24 protein-coding genes and 1 tRNA gene are annotated in these 21288 nt (G+C 30.2%); 13 read left to right on the forward strand and 12 right to left on the reverse strand.

What is annotated here, in order from left to right; all coding sequences use genetic code 11:
• The first annotated feature begins 134 nt into the window (after nucleotides 1-134).
• On the forward strand, nucleotides 135-1073 hold the full coding sequence (locus ELQ04_RS03145) for a tyrosine-type recombinase/integrase (RefSeq protein WP_134224437.1): 939 nt from the start codon (nucleotides 135-137) through the stop codon (nucleotides 1071-1073).
• Between the two features lie 50 nt (nucleotides 1074-1123).
• Here the strand turns inward: ELQ04_RS03145 and ELQ04_RS03150 are convergent, their stop codons facing one another.
• The 6 genes from ELQ04_RS03150 to ELQ04_RS03175 all read right to left on the reverse strand — a co-directional run bounded on the left by ELQ04_RS03150 (nucleotide 1124) and on the right by ELQ04_RS03175 (nucleotide 3350).
• Complete coding sequence (locus tag ELQ04_RS03150) at nucleotides 1124-1456, reverse strand: hypothetical protein (protein ID WP_044777831.1); 333 nt, start codon at nucleotides 1454-1456, stop codon at nucleotides 1124-1126.
• Nucleotides 1457-1497: 41 nt separating this feature from the next.
• Nucleotides 1498-1962: a hypothetical protein gene (locus ELQ04_RS08750; protein WP_050552877.1), complete on the reverse strand. Its 465-nt coding sequence runs from the start codon at nucleotides 1960-1962 to the stop codon at nucleotides 1498-1500.
• Complete coding sequence (locus ELQ04_RS08755) at nucleotides 1959-2201, reverse strand: hypothetical protein (RefSeq protein ID WP_050552878.1); 243 nt, start codon at nucleotides 2199-2201, stop codon at nucleotides 1959-1961. Before ELQ04_RS08755 ends, ELQ04_RS08750 begins: the two co-directional genes overlap by 4 nt.
• Nucleotides 2202-2502: 301 nt before the next feature.
• Nucleotides 2503-2718 carry an Arm DNA-binding domain-containing protein gene (locus ELQ04_RS08760; protein WP_002938930.1) on the reverse strand — a complete coding sequence of 72 codons (216 nt, stop codon included), beginning with the start codon at nucleotides 2716-2718 and terminating at the stop codon, nucleotides 2503-2505.
• 172 nt (nucleotides 2719-2890) lie between these two features.
• Nucleotides 2891-2976 (reverse strand) — tRNA-Leu (locus tag ELQ04_RS03170).
• Nucleotides 2977-3011: 35 nt separating this feature from the next.
• Nucleotides 3012-3350: a F0F1 ATP synthase subunit C gene (locus ELQ04_RS03175; RefSeq protein WP_002853683.1), complete on the reverse strand. Its 339-nt coding sequence runs from the start codon at nucleotides 3348-3350 to the stop codon at nucleotides 3012-3014.
• 231 nt (nucleotides 3351-3581) lie between these two features.
• Here ELQ04_RS03175 and ELQ04_RS03180 point away from each other — a divergent pair, with 231 nt between their 5' ends.
• Genes ELQ04_RS03180 through argH form a run of 5 tightly spaced genes read left to right on the forward strand, consistent with a single transcriptional unit; the run spans nucleotide 3582 to nucleotide 11079 of the window.
• Nucleotides 3582-4916, forward strand: coding sequence for a sodium-dependent transporter (locus tag ELQ04_RS03180; protein ID WP_044777818.1), 1335 nt, complete (start codon nucleotides 3582-3584; stop codon nucleotides 4914-4916).
• A gap of 12 nt (nucleotides 4917-4928) precedes the next feature.
• Nucleotides 4929-6269 (forward strand): sodium-dependent transporter, encoded by a 1341-nt coding sequence (locus tag ELQ04_RS03185; RefSeq protein ID WP_052780817.1) that lies wholly within the window; start codon nucleotides 4929-4931, stop codon nucleotides 6267-6269.
• Nucleotides 6270-6300: 31 nt separating this feature from the next.
• Nucleotides 6301-8100, forward strand: coding sequence for a biotin/lipoyl-containing protein (locus ELQ04_RS03190; RefSeq protein ID WP_002936528.1), 1800 nt, complete (start codon nucleotides 6301-6303; stop codon nucleotides 8098-8100).
• Between the two features lie 12 nt (nucleotides 8101-8112).
• On the forward strand, nucleotides 8113-9687 hold the full coding sequence (gene pckA, locus ELQ04_RS03195) for a phosphoenolpyruvate carboxykinase (ATP) (protein ID WP_002936529.1): 1575 nt from the start codon (nucleotides 8113-8115) through the stop codon (nucleotides 9685-9687).
• 9 nt (nucleotides 9688-9696) lie between these two features.
• On the forward strand, nucleotides 9697-11079 hold the full coding sequence (argH, locus tag ELQ04_RS03200; protein ID WP_002936530.1) for an argininosuccinate lyase: 1383 nt from the start codon (nucleotides 9697-9699) through the stop codon (nucleotides 11077-11079).
• Nucleotides 11080-11100: 21 nt separating this feature from the next.
• Here the strand turns inward: argH and ychF are convergent, their stop codons facing one another.
• The 6 genes from ychF to rpiB are packed head-to-tail and all read right to left on the reverse strand — an operon-like array spanning nucleotide 11101 to nucleotide 15577.
• Nucleotides 11101-12204 carry a redox-regulated ATPase YchF gene (gene ychF, locus ELQ04_RS03205; RefSeq protein ID WP_044777814.1) on the reverse strand — a complete coding sequence of 368 codons (1104 nt, stop codon included), beginning with the start codon at nucleotides 12202-12204 and terminating at the stop codon, nucleotides 11101-11103.
• A complete protein-coding gene (locus tag ELQ04_RS03210) occupies nucleotides 12201-13652 on the reverse strand; it encodes a leucyl aminopeptidase (RefSeq protein ID WP_004316344.1) in 1452 nt (483 codons plus the stop codon). Before ELQ04_RS03210 ends, ychF begins: the two co-directional genes overlap by 4 nt.
• Entirely contained in the window at nucleotides 13642-14244 is a 603-nt protein-coding gene (locus tag ELQ04_RS03215; RefSeq protein WP_004316345.1) for a DedA family protein, read from the reverse strand. Before ELQ04_RS03215 ends, ELQ04_RS03210 begins: the two co-directional genes overlap by 11 nt.
• Nucleotides 14245-14262: 18 nt before the next feature.
• The gene (gene apt, locus ELQ04_RS03220) at nucleotides 14263-14811 is read right to left on the reverse strand and encodes an adenine phosphoribosyltransferase (protein WP_004316348.1); all 549 of its coding nucleotides are present in this window, start codon (nucleotides 14809-14811) and stop codon (nucleotides 14263-14265) included.
• A complete protein-coding gene (locus ELQ04_RS03225) occupies nucleotides 14808-15140 on the reverse strand; it encodes a membrane protein (RefSeq protein WP_004316351.1) in 333 nt (110 codons plus the stop codon). Before ELQ04_RS03225 ends, apt begins: the two co-directional genes overlap by 4 nt.
• Nucleotides 15140-15577 carry a ribose 5-phosphate isomerase B gene (rpiB, locus tag ELQ04_RS03230; RefSeq protein WP_004316353.1) on the reverse strand — a complete coding sequence of 146 codons (438 nt, stop codon included), beginning with the start codon at nucleotides 15575-15577 and terminating at the stop codon, nucleotides 15140-15142. The genes ELQ04_RS03225 and rpiB overlap by 1 nt, the downstream gene beginning before the upstream one ends.
• A gap of 173 nt (nucleotides 15578-15750) precedes the next feature.
• On the opposite strand from rpiB, the gene ELQ04_RS03235 reads away from it, so the two are divergent.
• The 7 genes from ELQ04_RS03235 to ELQ04_RS03265 all read left to right on the forward strand — a co-directional run bounded on the left by ELQ04_RS03235 (nucleotide 15751) and on the right by ELQ04_RS03265 (nucleotide 21235).
• On the forward strand, nucleotides 15751-16305 hold the full coding sequence (locus tag ELQ04_RS03235; RefSeq protein ID WP_004316356.1) for a chemotaxis protein CheB: 555 nt from the start codon (nucleotides 15751-15753) through the stop codon (nucleotides 16303-16305).
• A gap of 16 nt (nucleotides 16306-16321) precedes the next feature.
• Nucleotides 16322-17110: a CheR family methyltransferase gene (locus ELQ04_RS03240; protein ID WP_004316358.1), complete on the forward strand. Its 789-nt coding sequence runs from the start codon at nucleotides 16322-16324 to the stop codon at nucleotides 17108-17110.
• 134 nt (nucleotides 17111-17244) lie between these two features.
• A complete protein-coding gene (locus tag ELQ04_RS03245; protein ID WP_115794509.1) occupies nucleotides 17245-17973 on the forward strand; it encodes an amino acid ABC transporter ATP-binding protein in 729 nt (242 codons plus the stop codon).
• A gap of 21 nt (nucleotides 17974-17994) precedes the next feature.
• The gene (peb1A, locus tag ELQ04_RS03250) at nucleotides 17995-18774 is read left to right on the forward strand and encodes a bifunctional adhesin/ABC transporter aspartate/glutamate-binding protein PEB1a (protein ID WP_004316363.1); all 780 of its coding nucleotides are present in this window, start codon (nucleotides 17995-17997) and stop codon (nucleotides 18772-18774) included.
• Between the two features lies 1 nt (nucleotide 18775).
• A complete protein-coding gene (locus tag ELQ04_RS03255) occupies nucleotides 18776-19528 on the forward strand; it encodes an amino acid ABC transporter permease (protein ID WP_134224438.1) in 753 nt (250 codons plus the stop codon).
• 10 nt (nucleotides 19529-19538) lie between these two features.
• Nucleotides 19539-20198, forward strand: coding sequence for an amino acid ABC transporter permease (locus ELQ04_RS03260; protein ID WP_004316369.1), 660 nt, complete (start codon nucleotides 19539-19541; stop codon nucleotides 20196-20198).
• Nucleotides 20199-20305: 107 nt separating this feature from the next.
• Nucleotides 20306-21235 (forward strand): ribose-phosphate pyrophosphokinase, encoded by a 930-nt coding sequence (locus tag ELQ04_RS03265; protein ID WP_004316371.1) that lies wholly within the window; start codon nucleotides 20306-20308, stop codon nucleotides 21233-21235.
• Nucleotides 21236-21288 lie beyond the last annotated feature (53 nt).

The raw sequence follows: 21288 nt of genomic DNA on the forward strand, positions 1-21288 counted from the left end.
TATGGTATAATTTAAAATATATAACATAATCTTATATCAAAATAAGCCTATTAAAATATATATTTTGATATTAACACAAGCAAATAAATATAACATAATTAGAAATTATGTTATAAAAAAAGGATGTAAATAAAATGAAACTTAAAAATACTACAATAAGCGAAGATTTAGAGCGTTGGATAGAAGCTTATTTGAAACATATTCAAGCATTATCCTATTCAAATAATACTTTTTTACTTTATAGGCGTATTTTACTAGAATTTGTAGAATATTCTTTAGATTATCAAGATGAAATGCAAATAAACGATATAAAAACGACTTTTTTAGTCAATTTTATTAATTATTTAGAAAATAATTCAAAAAATGGCAATAAACTATCAAAAAAAACAAAAATAACTTATTTGAGAGTATTAACTAGCTTTTTTTCTTTTATAAGCGATAATAATGATGATTTGTTTGTTTTTTCCTTTGATATGAAGAAAATTAGATTTAGAACAGAAAAATCAGAAGAAAAATTAAATTATCTTAATGAAAATGAAATTATAAGGCTAAATAATGTTTTAGAGAAAGAAAAAGCAAAAAAAGAAGTTTATAATAGTTTTAGAAACTCTTTACTGATAAAACTTATGCTTTATGGAGGACTTAGAATTTCTGAAGTTTTAAATGTAAAACTTTGTGATTTTGAAGAGGTTGATGATGAAATATTAAAAATATCCATAATAGGCAAGGGCGGTAAAGAACAATTTGCATTTATTAAAAAAGAAGAAGTAGATGATGAGCTTGAATATTTTAAAGAAAATATCCAAGATAGTGATTACATAATGCAAACTAGCACAGGAAAACATTTAAATAGAAGTAATGCTTTTTTGATTGTAAATAATATTTACGCTAAAGCTTTGATCAGCAAAAAAGGACTTCATTTGCTTAGACACACTTTAGCCATGAGATTAACAGCCAAAGGAACAAACCTTGTGGTCATACAAAAAATTCTAAGACATGCAAATCTAAATACTACTACTATATATGCCAAAGCAACAAATGATACAGTAAAAGCTGCGTTATTGAATAATTAATTTTTCTAAAATTGAGTATTTGCATAGACTTCAAGAAGAAGTCTATGTGTTTAAAATTGTTCTAATAAAAGTTTAGGTTCTCCGCCAAGTATTTTGATGAAATTTGCAATTCTTGATTGTATCATTTCTACGGAATACATACCTCCTAAACCGCCTAAAGCATAAAATAATTCTTCGAAAATGTCTTCTTTGTTAAATTCAAGTTCTTCTATATCAATAAGATCAGGAGTTCGGCTACATTTTTGTAAATTTTGATATATTTTGACTAAAATCTTGATTTTTTGTAGATTATTTTCAGCCTCCAAATAAGAATTTAAGTGTATTATTAGGGTTTTTATGAGTTTTTCTCTATTTTTTTTATTTTCAAAAAATTCACCCTCCATAAGCACTTCTTTTGTATTTTCTTTTTTCATATTATTCCTTTTTATATAAAATCAAGTAAAATAAAATCTTTTAATTTTGAGCATATTTCGCACAAATAATCACTATACCATTGCATCAACCCCTTTCTCTCTTTTAAATTTTGTGCAAAATTATATGAAGCTTTAACCTTATTTTTTTCCGTATGTGCCAAACACATTTCTATAATATTGCTACTAAACTGATGTTTTTGAATATTTTCGTGAGCTAGAGTACTAAACATAGATCTAAAACCATGTGGAGTAAAATCTTCATTTGAATATCCCATTCTTCTAAATACCATTCTTACTGTATTATCACTCAAGATCTCATTTAGTCCATCGCCTTTCTTTTTTGTTCTAATGGATTTAAATAAAAGATTATGATGAATTATTTGTTTGTATTCTTTCAAGAATCGCACTGCAATATCACTTAAAAATGTATACAATGCGCTTTTTTCATTTTCATTTTTGAAGCAGGTATGTTTCATAAGCCATTTTCTAAATCAATATCTTCCCAAGCAGCACTTCTTATACTAAAACTTCTTTGCGCAGTAAGAAGCGATAATAAGATTGCCATTTTTGTATTTGTGTCACATTGTACATAAATAATATTTTCAATTAATTCTTTAACTTTTGAAGTTTCTGTAATGGTTGCAAAATGCCTTGTTTTTTTATTATAAACCAAATCTTTTCTTTTTATGCCAAGCATAACATTATTTTCAATCATCTCTTTGTTAACTGCATAAGTTAATATAGAATCTAATGTTGTAAATATTTTTTTACAAACTTCAGTTTTTTTTGTAGCTTTATTTTTTCAAGAACATTTAAAATGTCGCTTCTTTTAAGATTACTAATGGGAATATCTCCTATAATGGGATAACAATGATTTTCCATTCGCTTAATAGACTCATTGAGGGTGCGCTTTGTTATGTCATTTCTTTGAAGAAAGTACTGTTCAGCAATTTTTCTAAAACTTGTATCGCATTCTTCTTTTTCTCTTATGCTTTCATTAGTTTTTAGTAAAATTTTTATCTCATTTTTTTATCTCGAGCTTCTTTAATCGATATTTGTGGAAATTGCCCCAAAGTTATTCTTTTTAATTTTATTGTTTTTGGATTTTTATAATCAAATACAAAAGATTTTTTGCTACTAGGATAAACTAATACAAATAAATTATCGCTATTGCTAATTAAAAATTTTTTATCTTTTGGACTAATATTTGCTATATCTTTCTGTGTAAGCATTTAAAAATAGGCTCCTTGTGGTAATTTCTCCTAACTTTTTAGAGTAAAAAATAAAAAGTTAGGAAAAAATTTTTTAAAATGGATTTTAACGGAAAAACTTTAATTTAGGCTTTATATAGCTATAAATGCCTATTTTATCGATATTTTAGAAGTATGATATTTATAGTATCAATGGTGCGGTTAGCGAGATTTGAACTCGCACACGCGGAGCGCACCACCCCCTCAAGATGGCGTGTCTACCAATTCCACCATAACCGCATAGAAAAAAGCCCAAAAAAGGGCTTTAATAAGTTTTATTGTAAAACTATAAAAGGATTTGCATAAAGTGCTATTAGCGCGATAACAAGAGCATAGATAACTTGTGCTTCAATCATCGCTAAAGCGATAAACATGGTTGTCATTAATTTTGGCCCAAGGCCAGGGTTTCTAGCTGTTCCTGCAATTGTTGCCGCTGCAGTATTACCCATACCGATAGCACCACCAAGTGCTGCAACACCAAGACCTAAGCCTGCTGCAAGAACTGAAAATGCTTTAATCCATACATTAATAGCTTCTTGCTCTACTGGAGCATTAGTTTCAGCTGCAAAAGCTACTGCTGCACATGCTAATAATAAAAAAAGAACTTTTTTCATTATCTTAACCTTTCTATAAAAAAATTTTTTCAATTTTTAAATCAGTTCGGCTTGCGTATCCCTACTTAAGACTTAAAAATAAAGCCGAATTATAACCAAAAGTATCTTTATTTTTATTGAAATTTACAAAAATTCACATTTTTGATTTAAATTTGATTGTTTTCAATAAAGCTTAAAAGTTTTTTTGCTTTAATAATATTTTAAAATAATTTTTAAGTTAAGGTTGCAACATTGAGTTCTAAATTTTCAAAAATAGGTTTCATTTTAGCGGTAGCAGGTTCAGCGGTGGGCTTAGGTAATGCTTGGAAATTTCCAACACTAGTAGGTCAAAGTGGTGGATCTGCTTTTATCTTGCTTTATATAATTCTTACTTTAGGTGTAGGTTTTGTGATATTTTTAGCTGAGCTTAGCATAGGAAAAATTAGTGAAAAAGATCCGGTTAATGCCTATGAAAAGTTAGCACCTTCAAATAAAAAAGCTTGGTCTTATGTTGGTTTTACTATGGTGGGAGCGATTTTAATAGTTTCTTTTTATACCTTGGTGATTGGCTGGATAGTTAAATATGTGTTTTTAAGTATCACTGGAAATTTGCCTATGGATCTAGAAGTAAGTAAAGCACAGTTTGGATTTTTTACAAGTGAGGATTTTTTAAGTCAGTTTATTTGTTTTACTTTGGTTTTTTTATGTGTTTTTTATACTGTCTCTAAAGGTGTTAAGAATGGGATTGAAAAGTTAAATGTTTGGATGATGCCTTCATTGTTTATTTTACTTAGTTTGATGCTTGTTTATGCTATTAGCAAAGATGGTTTTATAATGGCGGTTAAATTTCTTTTTGTACCTGATTTTTCCAAAATCAACACCTCAAATGTTCTTGAAGCCTTAGGACTTGCTTTTTTTAGTCTTTCTTTGGGCGTTGGAACGATTATTACTTATTCTGCTAGTCTGCCTGATAAAACTAATTTTATTACCAGTACTTTAAATATTATTTTTATCAATCTTTTAGTTGGTTTATTAATGGGTTTGGTTGTTTTTACTTTTATCTTTGAATTTGGTTACAATCCTAACCAGCAAGGACCAGGACTTGTTTTTATTTCCTTGGCTACTTTATTTGAAAAAATTGGGGTGATTGGTTGTATTTTTGGAGCAGCATTTTTTATTTCTTTAATCTTTGCTGGTATTACTTCAGCTGTTTCAATGATAGAGCCTTTTGCTTTTTATCTTATTAATACTTTTGGCATGAGCCGTAAAAAAGCTTTGATTTTAATAGGAATTGTTGTTTATATTTTAGGAATGTTGTGTATTTTATCTTCTTTAAAAAGTACTCAGTTTGGATTTTTTGGAATGAGTTTTTTTGATTTGCTTGATAGTGTTTCAAGCAAGGTTATTATGCCTTTAGGTGGAATTTTGGCAGCTATTTTTGTGGGATTTGTGATGAAAAAAGAAGCTTTAAAAATTTTATTTGAACCTTATATGAGGGGTATATTTTTTGAACTTTGGTATGTGTTTTTGAGATTTATTTCCCCTTTGGCTGTTGTTATAGTTATGATAGCCGCTTTTTTAAAGTGAGTTTGAAAAATAATGAGAACATATTTTTCAAAAATCGGTTTTGTATTGGCTGTTGCTGGTGGAGCCGTTGGTTTAGGTAATGCTTGGAAATTTCCAACTTTAAGTGCAGAAAATGGTGGTTTTGTTTTTGTGCTTTTATATTTGTTTTTTACTTTAACCATAGGATTTAGTATTTTTTTGGCTGAAGTGGCTATGGGACGTTTAAGTAAAAGTGATCTTGCAAATGCTTATTCAAATCTTGCCATAAAATATGGCAATAGATGGCGATATGGCGGCGTTTTTATGTTAGGTGGTATTTTTGTTCTCTCTTTTTATCTAGTTATTATGGGATGGGTTTTAAAATATACTGTAGTTAGTCTTTATTATCTTCCTAAAACCTTAGATGAAGCAGCAAGTAATTTTCAGAATTTAATTACTACAAATTTGACAAGTTCTGTTTTTTTCTTCACTTTATCTTTTTTTCTTACTTTATTAATAGTATCTAAAGGTTTAATCAAAGGGATTGAAAAATTAAACGTTGTTATAATGCCTAGCTTATTTTTAATGCTTGTTTTTATGTTGTTTTATTGTATGGGATTTAAGCAAGGTTTTGCAAATGCTTTTTCTTATTTATTTTATCCTGATTTTTCATATTTTAAATTTAGCTCTATTGCCGAAGCTTTAGGGCTTGCATTTTTTACCTTATGCTTGGGAATAGGTTGTATAGTTACATATTCATCAGCCTTGGATAAAAAAACAAATTTTATAAAAAGTTCAGTGTATATTGTTTTGATTAACTTATTGATTTCTTTTATCATGGGACTTATTGTTTTTACTTTTATCTTTGAATTTGGAGCCAATCCGCATACTCAAGGAGCAGGAATTGTTTTTGTATCCTTGATGAGTTTGTTTAATCAACTTGGAGCTTTAGGCTATATTTTTGCATTTTGTTTTTTCTTAGCACTTTTTTTTGCTGGTATTACTTCAGCTGTTTCAATGATAGAGCCTTTAACTTTTTATATGATTAATAACTATCAAATTTCTCGTGTTAAAGCTCTATTTTTAATAGGTTTATTTGTTTTTGTTTTTGGAATTTGTTGTATCTTGTCATTAAATTTAAATTTTTTTTCTATGTTTAGTTTTTTTGGCAAAGATTTTTTTACTTTATTAGATAAATTAACTTCAAATTTTTTACTTCCACTTGGTGCTATAGTATGCTCTATATTTGTAGGTTTTTTTATAAATAAAAAACAAATTTATAAAATTTTTTCTAAATTTATAAGTCGAAAAATTTTCTTAATTTGGTTGTTTTTTATTCGTTTTATATCGCCTATAGCAATAATTTTGGTAATGTGTTATCAAATTTTTGTATAATAATGAAAAAATATTTTTTTAAGGAAAAACAATGGCTAAAAAATTCATCGATGTAATGGATACAAGCTTTAGGGACGGTTTTCAGTCTGTTTATGGAGCTAGGGTTTTAATGGATGATTTTTTTCCTGCAGTAGAAGCAGCAAAAGAAGCGGGTATTACTCATTTTGAATTTGGTGGTGGTGCTAGATTTCAAAGCTTGTATTTTTATCTTAATGAAGATGCTTTTACCATGATGGATAGATTTAGAGCTATTGTAGGAAAAGATGCCAATCTTCAAACTTTAGCAAGAGGGGTCAATACCGTTACTTTAGACACTGGAAGTAGTGAGCTTATTGATTTGCATGCAAAACTTTTTGCAAAACACGGTACTACAACGATAAGAAATTTTGATGCCCTTAATGATGTAAATAATTTAAAATTTAGTGGCGAATGTATAGTAAAACATGGGTTAAAGCATGAAATTACTATCACTTTAATGGATTTACCGCCAAATTGTAAAGGTGCCCATGATGTGCCTTTTTATGAAAAAATTTTAAAAGAAATTTTAGCAGCAGAAATTCCTTTTCATAGTATTTGTTTCAAAGATGCAAGTGGAACTTCTAATCCAAATAAAATTTATGAAACCGTTAAAATGTCTAGAAAAATTTTACCTCAAGATACACACATTAGGCTTCATACGCATGAAACTGCAGGAGTGAGTATAGCTTGCTATCTTGCAGCACTTGAAGCAGGTGTTGATGGTGTCGATTTGGCTGCAGCTCCTGTAAGTGGTGGAACTTCTCAGCCTGATATTTTAACCATGATGCATGCCTTAAAAGGTAAAGATTATGATTTAGGTGGACTTGAAGAAGAAAAAATTCTAAAATACGAAGAAGTTTTAAAAGATTGTTTAAAAGAGTATTTTTTACCTCCAGAAGCTACTATGGTAAATCCACTTATTCCTTTTTCTCCTATGCCAGGAGGAGCTTTAACAGCAAATACACAAATGATGAGGGATAATAATATTTTAGATAAATTTCCACAGGTCATTCATGCTATGAGAGAAGTTGTGGAAAAAGGTGGATTTGGTACTTCAGTTACTCCAGTTTCTCAATTTTATTTTCAACAAGCATTTAATAATGTTATGTTTGGACCTTGGAAAAAAATCGCAGAAGGTTATGGAAAAATGGTGCTTGGTTATTTTGGAAAAACTCCTGTTACACCCGATGCAAATATTATTGAACTTGCTTCAAAACAACTTAATTTAGAACCTACTACAGAGCTTGCTATAAATATAGCCGATAAAGATGAGAGTAAAAGTATAGCTTATACCAAAACCTTACTTGAAAAAGAGGGTATAGAAACGAGTGAAGAAAATATATTTATTGCAGCAGCTTGTAAAGAAAAAGGTATAGCATTTTTAAAAGGAGAGGCAAAGGTAAATATACGCAAATTAGCCAGTATGCCAAAACCTATGAGTGTAGATGAAAACAAATTTACCGTAGCTGTAAATGGTAATAAATATCATGTAGAAGTAAGCTATGGCTTTGATAAAGATGTTAATGTTAAGAGTGTAAAAAAAGTAGAAGAAAATAAAAATATTATTTCTTCAAATTCGACAAGTTCTGTAGATGCTGAAAATGAAGTTTTAGCAGGTATTTCGGGTAATGTTTTTAAAATTTATGTTAACGAAGGCGAAGAAGTAAAATCAGGTCAAGCTATCATGGTTTTAGAAGCAATGAAAATGGAGATTGAGGTTAATGCTCCAAAAGATGGAATTATTTCAGAGCTTTGTATTAAAATAGGCGATACTGTTAATGAAGGCGAAGTATTAGCTATTTACAAGAATTAAAGTGAGGGAAAAATGAAAAAATTTGATAATTTAGGTTTAGATAACATAAAGGAAATTTTTCATAATTTAAGTTATGATGAATTAAATGCTCATGAAAAAGCAAATAATGAAGGTTTAAGCACGGATAATGATACTTTTTGTGTGGATACGGGAATTTTTACAGGTAGAAGTCCTAAAGATAAATATTTTGTAAAACAAGATCCATCTAGTAAATATATAGCTTGGGGGAAGATAAACCAGCCTATTACAAAAGAATTATTTGATAAACTTTTAACTAAAGCAAAGCAAGAGTTAAGTGGAAAGAAAATTTATGTTCAAGATGCTTTTTGCGGTGCTTCTTTGCAAAGTCGCAAAGCAGTAAGATTTGTTACTGAAATTGCATGGCAAGCGCATTTTGTTAAAAATATGTTTATTCGCCCAAGTCAAGAGGAACTTGAGAATTTTAAAGCAGATTTTATTGTTTATAATGCTTGCAAATGTATCAATGAAGATTACAAACAAGATGGTTTAAATTCAGAGGTTTTTGTGATCTTTAATGTTAAAGAAAATATAGCGGTTATTGGTGGAACTTGGTATGGTGGAGAAATGAAAAAAGGTATTTTTTCTATGATGAATTATTGGCTGCCACTAGAAAATAAACTTTCTATGCATTGTAGCGCAAATGTCGGAGAAAAAGACGATGTGGCACTTTTCTTTGGACTTAGCGGTACAGGAAAAACTACGCTTTCAACCGATCCAAAAAGAAGACTCATAGGTGATGATGAGCATGGCTGGGATGATGAAGGTGTATTTAATTTTGAGGGCGGTTGTTATGCAAAAACAATCAATCTTGATCCTGAGCATGAGCCTGAAATTTATGGAGCTATTAAAAGAAATGCACTTTTGGAAAATGTAGTTTTAAGAGCTGATAAGAGTGTTGATTATGCTGATGCTTCAAAAACAGAAAATACGAGAGTTTCTTATCCTATAGAGCATATTGAAAATCATGAGCCTAGCTTAAAAGCAGGGCATCCAAAAAATATTATATTTTTAAGTGCAGATGCTTTTGGAATTTTGCCTCCGGTGAGTAAATTAAGTAAAGAGCAAGCTATGTATTATTTTTTAAGCGGTTATACAGCAAAAGTAGCTGGAACTGAGCGTGGTATAACAGAGCCTCAAGCAACTTTTTCAGCTTGCTTTGGAGAACCTTTTATGCCTTTGCATCCAACGGTTTATGCTAGATTGCTTGGTGAAAAGATTGAAAAACATGAAGTTAATGTTTATCTTGTTAATACGGGTTGGAGCGGTGGAAGTTACGGTGTGGGTAAAAGAATGAGTATTAAGGCTACTAGGGCTTGCATTAATGCTATTTTAGATGGGAGTATTGCAAAATGTGAATTTGAAAATTTTGAAGTGTTTAATTTAGCTATTCCAAAAGCTTTAGAAGGTGTAGAAAGCACGCTTTTAAATCCTATAAATACTTGGTTAGATAAAAATGCCTATGCTGAAACAAGAGATAAGCTAGCACATATGTTTGTGCAAAATTTCAAACGCTATGAAGATGTCAAAGAAGGTATTGAATTTAGCAAATTTGGACCAAAAATTTAAGGTATTTAAATGAAAAATGAAATGTGGTCAGGACGCTTTAGCGGTGCAAGCGATGAGCTTTTAAAAGAATTTAATGCGAGTTTAAATGTAGATAAAACTTTGTTTAATGAAGATATACAAGGATCTATAGCGCATGCTACAATGCTTGAAAGTTGTGGTATTTTAAAAAAAGAAGAATTAGATGCTATTATAAAAGGCTTAGAACAAGTTAAAAGTGAAATAGAGCAAGGTAAATTTGTTTTTGATATCAAAGATGAAGATATACATATGGCTATAGAAAAGCGTTTAAGCGAGATTATAGGCAGTGAAATTGGTGGAAGACTACATACTGCAAGAAGTAGAAATGACCAAGTGGCTACTGATTTTAAACTTTTTGTAAAAAAATCTCACATAGAACTTTTAAAACTTTTAAAAGAATTGATTCAAACCATGCTCGAACATGCTAAAGTGCATAAAAAAACTATTATGCCAAGTTTTACACATTTACAACACGCTCAGCCTGTGAGTTTTTCTTTTTATATCTTAGCTTATGCTTTTATGTTAATGCGAGATATTAAGCGTTTACAAAATAGCCTAGGACTTGCAGACTTTTCGCCACTTGGTTCTTGTGCATGTGCAGGAACAAGCTATGCTACCAATCGTGAGTTGAGTGCTGAAATTTTAGGATTTAAAGATATTATGCCAAATGCTATGGATGGAGTGAGTGATAGGGATTTTGCTCTTGATTTGCTTTATGATATAGCAGTTATTTTTACACACACTTCAAGACTTTGCGAGGAAATGATTTTATTTTCAAGCTCAGAATTTTCTTTTATAACCATAAGTGATAGTTTTTCAACGGGAAGTTCTATTATGCCTCAGAAAAAAAATCCCGATGTTTGTGAGCTTATACGTGGAAAAACAGGGCGTGTTTATGGAAATCTGATTTCTCTTTTAACTATAATGAAAGCTTTACCTTTAGCTTATAATAAAGATATGCAAGAAGATAAAGAGGGGCTTTTTGATAGTGTAAAAACCGCTAAAGATAGCTTAATTATCTTAAATGCAATGTTAAAAGAAATACAAATCAACAAAGAAAATATGCTTAATGCTTGTAAAAAAGGTCATTTGTTGGCTACCGATTTGGCAGATTATTTGGTGCGTGAAAAAAATATTCCTTTTAGAAAAGCACATTTTATAGTGGGAAATGTTGTTGCACAAGCTGAAGCACAAGGTATTGATATAAGTGAAATTAAAGATCTTTCAAAAATAGATCCTGTATTTGATGAAAAAGCTATGGAACTTTTAAATTTTGAATTTTCTTTAAATTCTAAGCAAAGTGAAGGCTCAAGTTCTATTGCAAGTGTAGAAAAGCAAATTCAAATTTTGGAAGGTTTTATTCAAAATTTATAAATATTGTTTAGGCTATTTTGCCTAAACATTGAATCTAAAATGCATTACATCGCCATCTAAAACGATATAGTCTTTTCCTTCAAGGCGTAGCTTTCCTGCTTCTTTGGCACCATTTTCGCCTTTGTATTGGATATAGTCTTCATAGGAAATAACTTCAGCTTTTATGAAACCTTTTTCAAAGTCATTGTGAATTACACTTGCTGCTTTTGGTGCTTTCCAGCCTTTTTTGATTGTCCAAGAACGCACTTCAACTACACCAGCGGTAAAATAACTGGTCAGTCCAAGCTTAGCAAAAGCAGTGCGTATGATTTGATCAAGACCGCTTTCGTTAACTCCTAGGGAACTTAAAAATTCATGACTTTCTTCATCACTTAATCCTACTAATTCTTCTTCGATTTTTGCACAAAGCTTGATAACTTCATGATCATTTTTTTTAGCATATTCTTTTAAAGCTTTTACATAATCATTATCTTCACTAATACCATTTTCATCAACATTTGCACCATAAATCACTTCTTTAGCAGAAAGCAGTCTTAATTCTTTAATTAAGGCTTGATAAATTTCACTTTCTTTTTCAGGGTAAGAACTTGCAGCTAAGCCTTTGTTTAAATGATCAAGTAAGGAATTTGCAAGTTCGAGACTTTCTTTAGCACCCTTTTGATTGGCTTTGGCTTCTTTGGTGAGTTTTTCTATTTTTTTACTAAGTTGTTCAATATCTGCTAAAATAAGCTCTGTATTGATAATTTCTACATCACGTAAAGGATCAACTCCACCTTCAACATGGGTGATATTTTCTTCATCAAAACAACGCACTATGTGTAAAATAACCTCAGTTTCGCGTATATTTGAAAGAAATTTATTTCCCAAGCCTTCGCCTTTACTTGCACCTTTAACAAGTCCAGCGATATCTACAAATTCTATTAAAGAATGCATAATTCTTTCAGGTTTTACGATTTTGGCAAGTTCATTAAGTCTTAAATCAGGAACTTCAACCATGGCTTTGTTAGGCTCTATAGTGCAAAAAGGATAGTTTGCGCTTTGGGCATTTTGTGCTTTAGTTAAAGCATTAAAAGTTGTTGATTTGCCAACATTTGGAAGTCCTACTATACCTACACTTAAACTCATTTAGCTTTCCTTAAAATTTGAATTAAATAATTAACACACATTCTAACTCCAGCTCCACCTGCGCCAAAACTAGAATATCCCCAAGATTTTTCTGTATAAGCAGGTCCTGCTATGTCAAGATGTAGCCATTTATCTTTATATTCTTTACGAATAAATTTATCTAAAAATAACCCTGCGGTAATTGCACCTCCGTAGCGACTAGAGGCAGTATTGCTAACATCGGCAATATTTGATTTTATAAGTTCTCTTAAGTGAGGGTTGAAATGTAAGATTGTAGTATATTCTCCGCTTTTTTTAGAGCTTAGATAAAAATCATTTTGCAATTCCTCATTATTTCCCATAATAGCACTTGTAAATTCTCCAAGTCCTACAACGCAAGCTCCAGTAAGAGTTGCCATATCGATAAGTAAATCAGGTTTTAAATCCTGTGCAAAAGAAAGACAATCGGCTAAAACCAAGCGTCCTTCAGCATCTGTATTTCTTACTTCTATGCTTATACCTTCGCGACTGATTAACACATCATCAGGCTTATAAGCATTGCCACCTATCATATTTTCAGTTGCACCTAAAATGCAATGCACTTCTAAATCTAAAGCAAGTTCAGCTACGGCTTTTATGATTCCCATTGCTGCTGCTGCACCGCTTTTATCAGCTTTCATTGTAAGCATAAAATCAGCTGGTTTTAAGCTTAATCCACCGCTATCGTAAGTTAAGCCTTTTCCAACAAATACAACACGTTTTTTTGCATTTTTGGCTTTATAACTTAGATGAATGAGGCGTGGAGGATGTACTGAGGCGCGATTTACTGCTAAAAAGGCATTCATTTTTTCTTTGGCTAAAAATTTTTCATCATAAATTTTACAAGTGATGTTTTTATTTTCTTTAGCTAAATTTTGTGCATCTTCTGCCATTTTTAAAGGGGTGTAAATTTCAGGAATTTCATTGACTATATTTTTAGTAAAATTTGTGGCATTAGCTAAAATTTCTCCACGCTCTAAACCTATCTTAGCTTCATCTTTATTAAATTTCTTACCATTTAATTCTTCGCTTGAAATAATAAATCTTTCTAAAGTACTTGTTTTTTTCTCACTTTTATATTTGTCAAATTTATAAGCTCCAAAAAGTACGCCTTCAACTAAAGATGCAAAACTTCTAACTACACAATCTCCTATTATGCTAGGAAGTTTTACGCTTTTAATATTAAGTTTCTCAAGAGTTTTATATGCTGTGCAAAGACTTAATCTTATATCCTCATAAGCAAGACTTTTAAGCTCTAAATAAAGCTTTTTATTGTTTAAGTCTAATAATGCACCTTCGCCTTTGTAATTATTAAGTTTAAAAAAATCTTTTTCTTTGTTAAAAATTTTTAAATTTTTATCCTGTATAAAAACAAGTTCAAAGTCTGCTTTTATAGCATCTAGTTTTTTATCGTTTAATTCAAATTTCATGATTTTTCCTTTTGTCTTTAAGTATAGCTTTTTCCATTTGTTTAAAACCAAATAATAAAAGGGATAAAAAAGCTATAATAATAATGGCTGCATAATACCAATGTTCTTCAGCCCAAGTCACCATCTTCCAAATTTGTTCTCCAAAATACCAAGCTAGAAGTATAGTGATTGATGCCCAAACCCAAGCACTAAAAAGATTGATAATAGCAAATTTTTTTGCACTATAACGCGTGATTCCTATACTCATAGGTATAATGGTTCTAAAGCCATACATATAGCGTTGTATAAAAATGATAGGCCAACCAAAACGTTGTAAAAGTAGGTGCGCTACTGCAAATTTACGCCTTTGAGTTTTTAATTTTTTTTGTATGTAGCGTTTATTATATCTTCCTATATAGAAATAAATTTGATCACCTACAAAACCACCAAGTCCTGCTATAAATATAACAAAACCTAAATTTACATGTCCTTGATGAGCAAAAATACCTGCTAAAATTAAAGCTAACTCTCCTTCTAAAATGCACCATAAAAAAATAATAATATAAGCTAGATCTTTGTATTGGTAAAGTAAATTTTTTAAGAATTCTTCCATTTATACCTTTCTATAGTTTTAAATTTCTAAAACACTATAAACTGAAGTAAGTTTTTCAAGTTTATTTGCTCCATTTAAATCTTTAAGATTCATTAAAAAACAAGCTTCAACACATTTTGCTCCAGCTTTTTGAATAAGTTCATATGAAGCTATAGCTGTTCCGCCAGTTGCTATTAAATCATCTACAAGTAAAACTCTTGCGTTTTGAATATTTTTAAATGCATCTTTATGAAGTTCTACTTTATCGCTGCCATATTCAAGATCGTATTCGCAGCTAAAGGTTTCAAAAGGGAGTTTTCCAGGTTTTCTAATAGGTACAAAAGGAAGATTAAGTTTTGCACAAATCATAGATGCAAAGATAAATCCTCTGCTTTCTGTTCCTGCTACGAAGTCTAGATTGTAATCTTTGTAGCGTTCTTTTAAATGTTTAAGTAGAAAATTTAAAGCCTCTTTGTTATTTAGTAGAGTGGTAATATCTCTAAAAATAATTCCTTTTTTTGGAAAATCAGGAATAATCCTAATGCTATCAAGCAGGTATTTTTGTTCTTCTTGTGTTAGTTTTATCATAATAATGCCTCGATTTTTGCTTCTAATTCTTTAATTCTTTGTCTTAGTTTGTCATTTTCCAAACGATATTGAGAATTTCTAGTTCTTAAAGATGTAAGGTCTGCTTTGATTTTATTAAGTTCTTCTGTGAGTATATCTATATTTCCAAGACTTCTTTGAAGTTGAATTTGTAATTTTCTAATGACAATCTCAGTATCATCAAGATTGTTTTTGATAAAATCTTTTGATGTTTTTTCTTTATTAAGTAGAGTTTTATAGTAAAACAACATTACAATAAGATAGATAGTTGCACAAATCAATATAGTTAAAACAAGCCAGTTTGCAAACATTATATTTTTACCTCAATTTTTTGAATTCTTTGCATATGTCTCCCTTCTTCAAAAGGAGTTTGAATGAATTTTTCTATAATATCTATAGCTAATTCAACCCCGGTTAATCTTCCGCCTAATGCCAAAACATTGGCATCATTATGCCTTCTTGCAAGTTCTGCGCTTAAGCTTTCATGGCATAATGCGCAACGAATGTTTTTATGACGATTTGCCGCAATAGAAATTCCAATCCCACTCCCACAAATAAGAATACCAAAACTTTGTTCATCTATTTTTTCAGCAAGTAAATGTGCATAATCAGGATAATCACAGCTTGCACAAGTATTTGTTCCCAAATCGTTAAAAATTATATTTTTTTCTTTTAAAAATAGGCAAATTTTATCTTTTAATTCAAAACCAGCATGATCGCTAGCAATATAAATTTTTTCTCTAAGCATTGGCTTCTCACATGTAAAATAAAGATTAAAGACTTAATTTTATCATATTAAATCATAAAAATAGCTTTTCTTTTTTTTAAAATAAGTTTTATTTTTCTTTATATATGTTAGAATTATGTTAGAATTATGTGACAAGAAAAATAAAATTTCAATAAACTAAGGGGATGAAGAAAATGAAGCTTATACTTATAGGATCTTCAACAGGCGGTCCTAATCAGCTTAAATTTCTTTTAAAAGATATTGATATAAAAAATACTTGTGTGGTTATAGCTCAACATATGAGTGCTAGTTTTATTCCATCTTTTGTGGGGCAATTTAATAAAGAAGCTTTTAGCGAAGTGTCTTTGTTGAATGATAAAGAGATGTTGAGTAGTAAAATTTATATTTGCCCTAAAAATACTATTTTGTCTGGAAATTTAAATATTGTAGCTACTTGGAAAGATGTGGCTTCAAGTTTTAAACCGAGTGTGGATCTACTTTTTCATTCAGCTGTTTCTTTGGCAAAGACAAATAAAATACTTGCTATTATTTTAACGGGCATGGGAGATGATGGTGTAAAAGGTTTATTTGAGCTTTATAAAGCTGGAGTTAGATGTTTATGCGAGAATGAAGCAGATAGTGTCGTTTATGGTATGCCAAAAAGAGCAAAAGATATGAATCCACATTTAAAACCTATGAGCTTAAAAGAAATTAAAAAAGAAATTATAAACTTTATTGAACAAGATTAATAACGAGGAAAATTGCATGGAAAAGAAAACAACTCCTAGCGAATTAGAACTTAATGAATTTATAAAAATTATCAACGAAATGAGCGGTATTGATTTAACCGATAAAAAAAATATATTAGCTTTAAAGTTGCATAAATTTCTTGAAGGGACTAATACTAAAAATTTTTCAGAATTTTTAGGAAAATTAAAAAGCAATAGACAGCTTAAACAAGAAACTTTAGATTTTGTAACTATAGGTGAAACTTATTTTTTAAGAGAATTGGCTCAATTAAAAGAAATAATTTATTATGCTAAAAGTTTAGAGAAGAGAGTAAATATTCTAAGCGCTCCTTGTTCAAGCGGAGAAGAGGTGTATTCCCTAGCATTATTAGCTGCGCAAAATTTTATTAAAGATATGTATATTTTAGGCATTGATATTAATTCAAGCGTGATTGAAAAAGCAAAACTTGGAAAATATCAAGGAAGAACTTTGCAGCGATTGAGCGAGAGTGAAAAAAGAAGATTTTTTATAGAATGCGAAGATAAATTCTACGCTATTAATAAAAATGAACTTTGCACTTGCAAATTTGAACTTTGTAATGTTTTTGAAGAAAAATTTTCAAGATTGGGAAAATTTGATATTATAGCTTCTAGAAATATGATTATTTACTTTGATCATGAATCAAGACTAAAGCTTATGGAGAAATTTCATAAAATTTTAAATGATAAAGGACGGCTTTATGTTGGTAATGCTGATTTGATTCCAGAGACTATTTATTTTAAAAAGTTTTTTTCTCCAAGAGGTGTTTACTATGAGAAAGTGTAAAATATAAAAATTACAAAAAGTTACACTTTCTAAATTTATCAGTAAAAATAAGTTATATTTTGAAGTGATTTTCTTTATTTAATGATAAAATAATTCTAATTAATTTTATATTTAGTTAAAATAAAGGAAAAAACTTGATTGAATTAAAAAATGTAAACAAATACTACGGAACTCATCATGTTCTAAAAAATATCAATCTTTCTATTAAAGAAGGTGAGAAGCTTGTTATTATAGGTCCAAGTGGAAGTGGAAAAAGTACAACTATCCGTTGTATGAATGGGCTTGAAGAAGTTAGTTCGGGTGAAGTTGTAGTTAACAATCTTGTTTTAAATCATAAAAATAAAATTGAAATTTGTCGAAAATATTGTGCAATGGTTTTTCAGCATTTTAATTTATATCCACATATGACGGTTTTGCAAAATTTGACCTTAGCTCCAATGAAACTTCAAAAAAAATCTAAAAAAGAAGCTGAAGAAACAGCTTTTAAGTATTTAAAAGTCGTAGGTTTAGTGGATAAAGCAAATGTTTATCCAGCAACCCTTTCAGGCGGACAACAACAACGCGTTGCTATAGCAAGATCACTTTGTACTAAAAAACCCTATATTTTATTTGATGAACCTACTTCAGCCCTTGATCCAGAAACCATACAAGAGGTTTTAGATGTAATGAAAGAAATTTCACATCAAAGCAATACTACCATGGTGGTTGTTACGCACGAAATGGGTTTTGCAAAAGAAGTAGCAGATAGGATTATTTTTATGGAAGATGGTGCTATTGTGGAAGAAAATATTCCTAGTGAATTTTTCTCAAATCCAAAAACTGAAAGAGCGCGACTCTTTTTAGGGAAAATTCTTAAAAATTAACCAAAATTGAAAGGAGAAAAAATGGTTTTTAGAAAATCTTTGTTAAAGTTGGCAGTTTTTGCTCTAGGTGCTTGTATTGCATTTAGCAATGCTAATGCAGCAGAAGGTAAACTTGAGTCTATTAAATCTAAAGGACAATTAATAGTTGGTGTTAAAAATGATGTTCCGCATTATGCTTTGCTTGATCAAGCAACAGGTGAAATTAAAGGTTTCGAAGTAGATGTTGCCAAATTGCTAGCTAAAAGTATATTGGGTGATGATAAAAAAATAAAACTAGTTGCAGTTAATGCTAAAACAAGAGGCCCTTTGCTTGATAATGGTAGTGTAGATGCAGTGATAGCAACTTTTACTATTACTCCTGAGAGAAAAAGAATTTATAATTTCTCAGAGCCTTACTATCAAGATGCTATAGGGCTTTTAGTTTTAAAAGAAAAAAATTATAAATCTTTAGCTGATATGAAAGGTGCAAATATTGGAGTGGCTCAAGCTGCAACTACAAAAAAAGCTATAGGTGAAGCTGCTAAAAAAATTGGCATTGATGTTAAATTTAGTGAATTTCCTGATTATCCAAGTATAAAAGCTGCTTTAGATGCTAAAAGAGTTGATGCGTTTTCTGTAGACAAATCGATATTGTTAGGCTATGTGGATGATAAAAGTGAAATTTTGCCAAATAGTTTTGAACCACAAAGTTATGGTATTGTAACCAAAAAAGATGATCCAGCTTTTGCAAAATATGTTGATGATTTTGTAAAAGAACATAAAAATGAAATTGATGCTTTAGCGAAAAAATGGGGTTTATAATATGAATGAAAGTGTAGGTTTTGTTGAACATTTAAGACAAATTCTTACTTCTTGGGGTTTATATGATGAAAATAGTATAAGCCCTTTTGCGGTATGGAAATTTTTAGATACTTTGGATAATAAAGATGCTTTTATTAATGGTTTTATTTATACTTTAGAAGTAAGCATTCTTGCTTTGCTTATAGCTACAATTTTTGGAACTATAGGTGGAATTATGGCTACAAGTAGATTTAAAATTATCAGAGCCTACACTAGAATTTACGTAGAGCTTTTTCAAAATGTTCCTTTGGTAATACAAATTTTCTTTTTGTTTTATGCCTTGCCCGTTTTAGGTATAAGACTTGATATATTTACTATTGGTGTATTGGGTGTTGGGGCTTATCACGGAGCTTATGTAAGCGAGGTGGTTAGAAGTGGAATTTTGGCTGTGCCAAGAGGTCAGTTTGAAGCTTCTGCTTCTCAAGGGTTTACTTATATTCAGCAAATGCGTTATATTATAGTACCTCAAACTATTAGAATTATTTTACCACCGATGACAAATCAAATGGTAAATTTAATCAAAAATACCTCTGTATTGCTTATTGTAGGTGGAGCTGAGTTAATGCATTCTGCTGATAGTTATGCAGCTGATTATGGAAATTATGCGCCAGCTTATATATTTGCAGCGGTTTTATATTTTATAATTTGTTATCCTTTGGCTTATTTCGCAAAGGCTTATGAAAATAAATTAAAAAAAGCACATTTAACGAGATAAAGGGTTGTTAATGGAAAATGTTTTTAATGCACAAAATATTGAATTTTTAATGCAAGGTTTATTTCTGACATTAAAAATAGCCTTAGCAACTTGTATTATTTCGATTGTTTTTGGAACTTTTTTAGCTATAACTAAAAATTATGGGGATAGATTAAGTAAATTTTTAGCAGCTTGCTATATAGATATTTTTAGAAATACTCCTTTATTATTATGGATGCTTGCAGCTTGTTTTGTTCTACCTGTATTTTTTGGACAATTTCCTCAAGCTTTTTGGGGTACTATAGGATTTTCACTTTATACGAGTTCGGTTATGGCTGAAATTATTAGAGGTGGATTAAATTCTATACCAAAAGGTCAGTTTGAAGCAGCTTATTCTCAAGGTTTTGATAAATTTTTTACTCTTTTTTATATTATTTTACCACAAACTTTTAGAAAAATAATACCTGCTTTATTATCTCAAATTGTAACCACTGTAAAGGATACAGCTTATTTAGCGGGTTTAGGTATAGCTGAACTTACTTATAATTCAAAAACTATATTGGCAAAACTAACAAGTTTTGAAGAAATTTTAGCGATGATAGGTGTTGTTGCGGGAATTTATTTTATAATATGTTTTTCACTTTCTATGTTGGTAAGATATTATGCCAAAAAGACAGCTTACATTTCTTAAAAAAGCTTATATTTTTATATAAGCTTTTTAAATTTACAGCAGTTTTTAACATTTTTTTTATTAAAATCTTTTGTATTAATTCATAATTTTATTGATTAAGGTTTTTTATGCGAGGTTATAAAATTTTTTCAGGCTCAGCTAATGTCGAATTTGCAAGGCAAGTTTCTAAATATCTCTCCCTGCCTTTAAGTGATGCTGGAGTAAAGCGGTTTAGTGATGGAGAGATTAGCGTTCAAATTGATGAGAGTGTACGCGGAAAGGATGTTTTTATTATTCAAAGTACTTGCGCTCCTACAAACGATAATTTAATGGAACTTTTAATTCTTACAGATGCTTTACGTCGCTCAAGTGCAAATTCAATTACGGCTATTATCCCATATTTTGGCTATGCGAGACAAGATAGAAAAGCAAATCCTAGAGTACCAATTACTGCTAAACTTGTGGCTAATTTGATTCAAGCATCTGGGATTGATCGTGTAGCTACGATAGATTTGCATGCAGGCCAAATTCAGGGTTTTTTTGATATTCCAGTAGATAATCTTTATGGAAGTATAGTTTTTAATGATTATATTAAAGCCAAACATTTTAAAAATGCTATTATAGGAAGTCCGGATATAGGTGGTGTCGCAAGAGCTAGGAGTGTTGCAAAGCATTTAGGACTTGATATAGTTATAGTTGATAAGCGTCGCGAAAAAGCCAATGAAAGTGAAGTAATGAATATTATTGGAGATGTAAAAGATAAAGAAGTTATCTTAGTGGATGATATTATTGATACTGCTGGCACTATAGTTAAAGCTGCAGAAGCTTTAAAAGAAAAAGGTGCAAAATCTGTTATGGCTTGCTGTACTCATGCAGTTTTAAGTGGAAAAGCCCACGAGAGAATAGCAAGCGGAGTTTTAGATGAGCTTGTGGTAACAGATACTATACCTTTAAAAGAGCAATTACCAAATATTAAAGTATTAAGCGTTGCACCTGTTTTTGCTGAAGTAATACGTCGTGTTTATCATAACGAAAGTGTAAATTCTCTTTTTATTTAGATTAAAAAAGCTTAAAGATTATTTTTAAGCTTTTCGTTTTTATGCTACTTAAA

Source organism: Campylobacter sp. CH278 (assembly GCF_004378845.1).
Classification (GTDB): Bacteria; Campylobacterota; Campylobacteria; order Campylobacterales; family Campylobacteraceae; genus Campylobacter_D; species Campylobacter_D jejuni.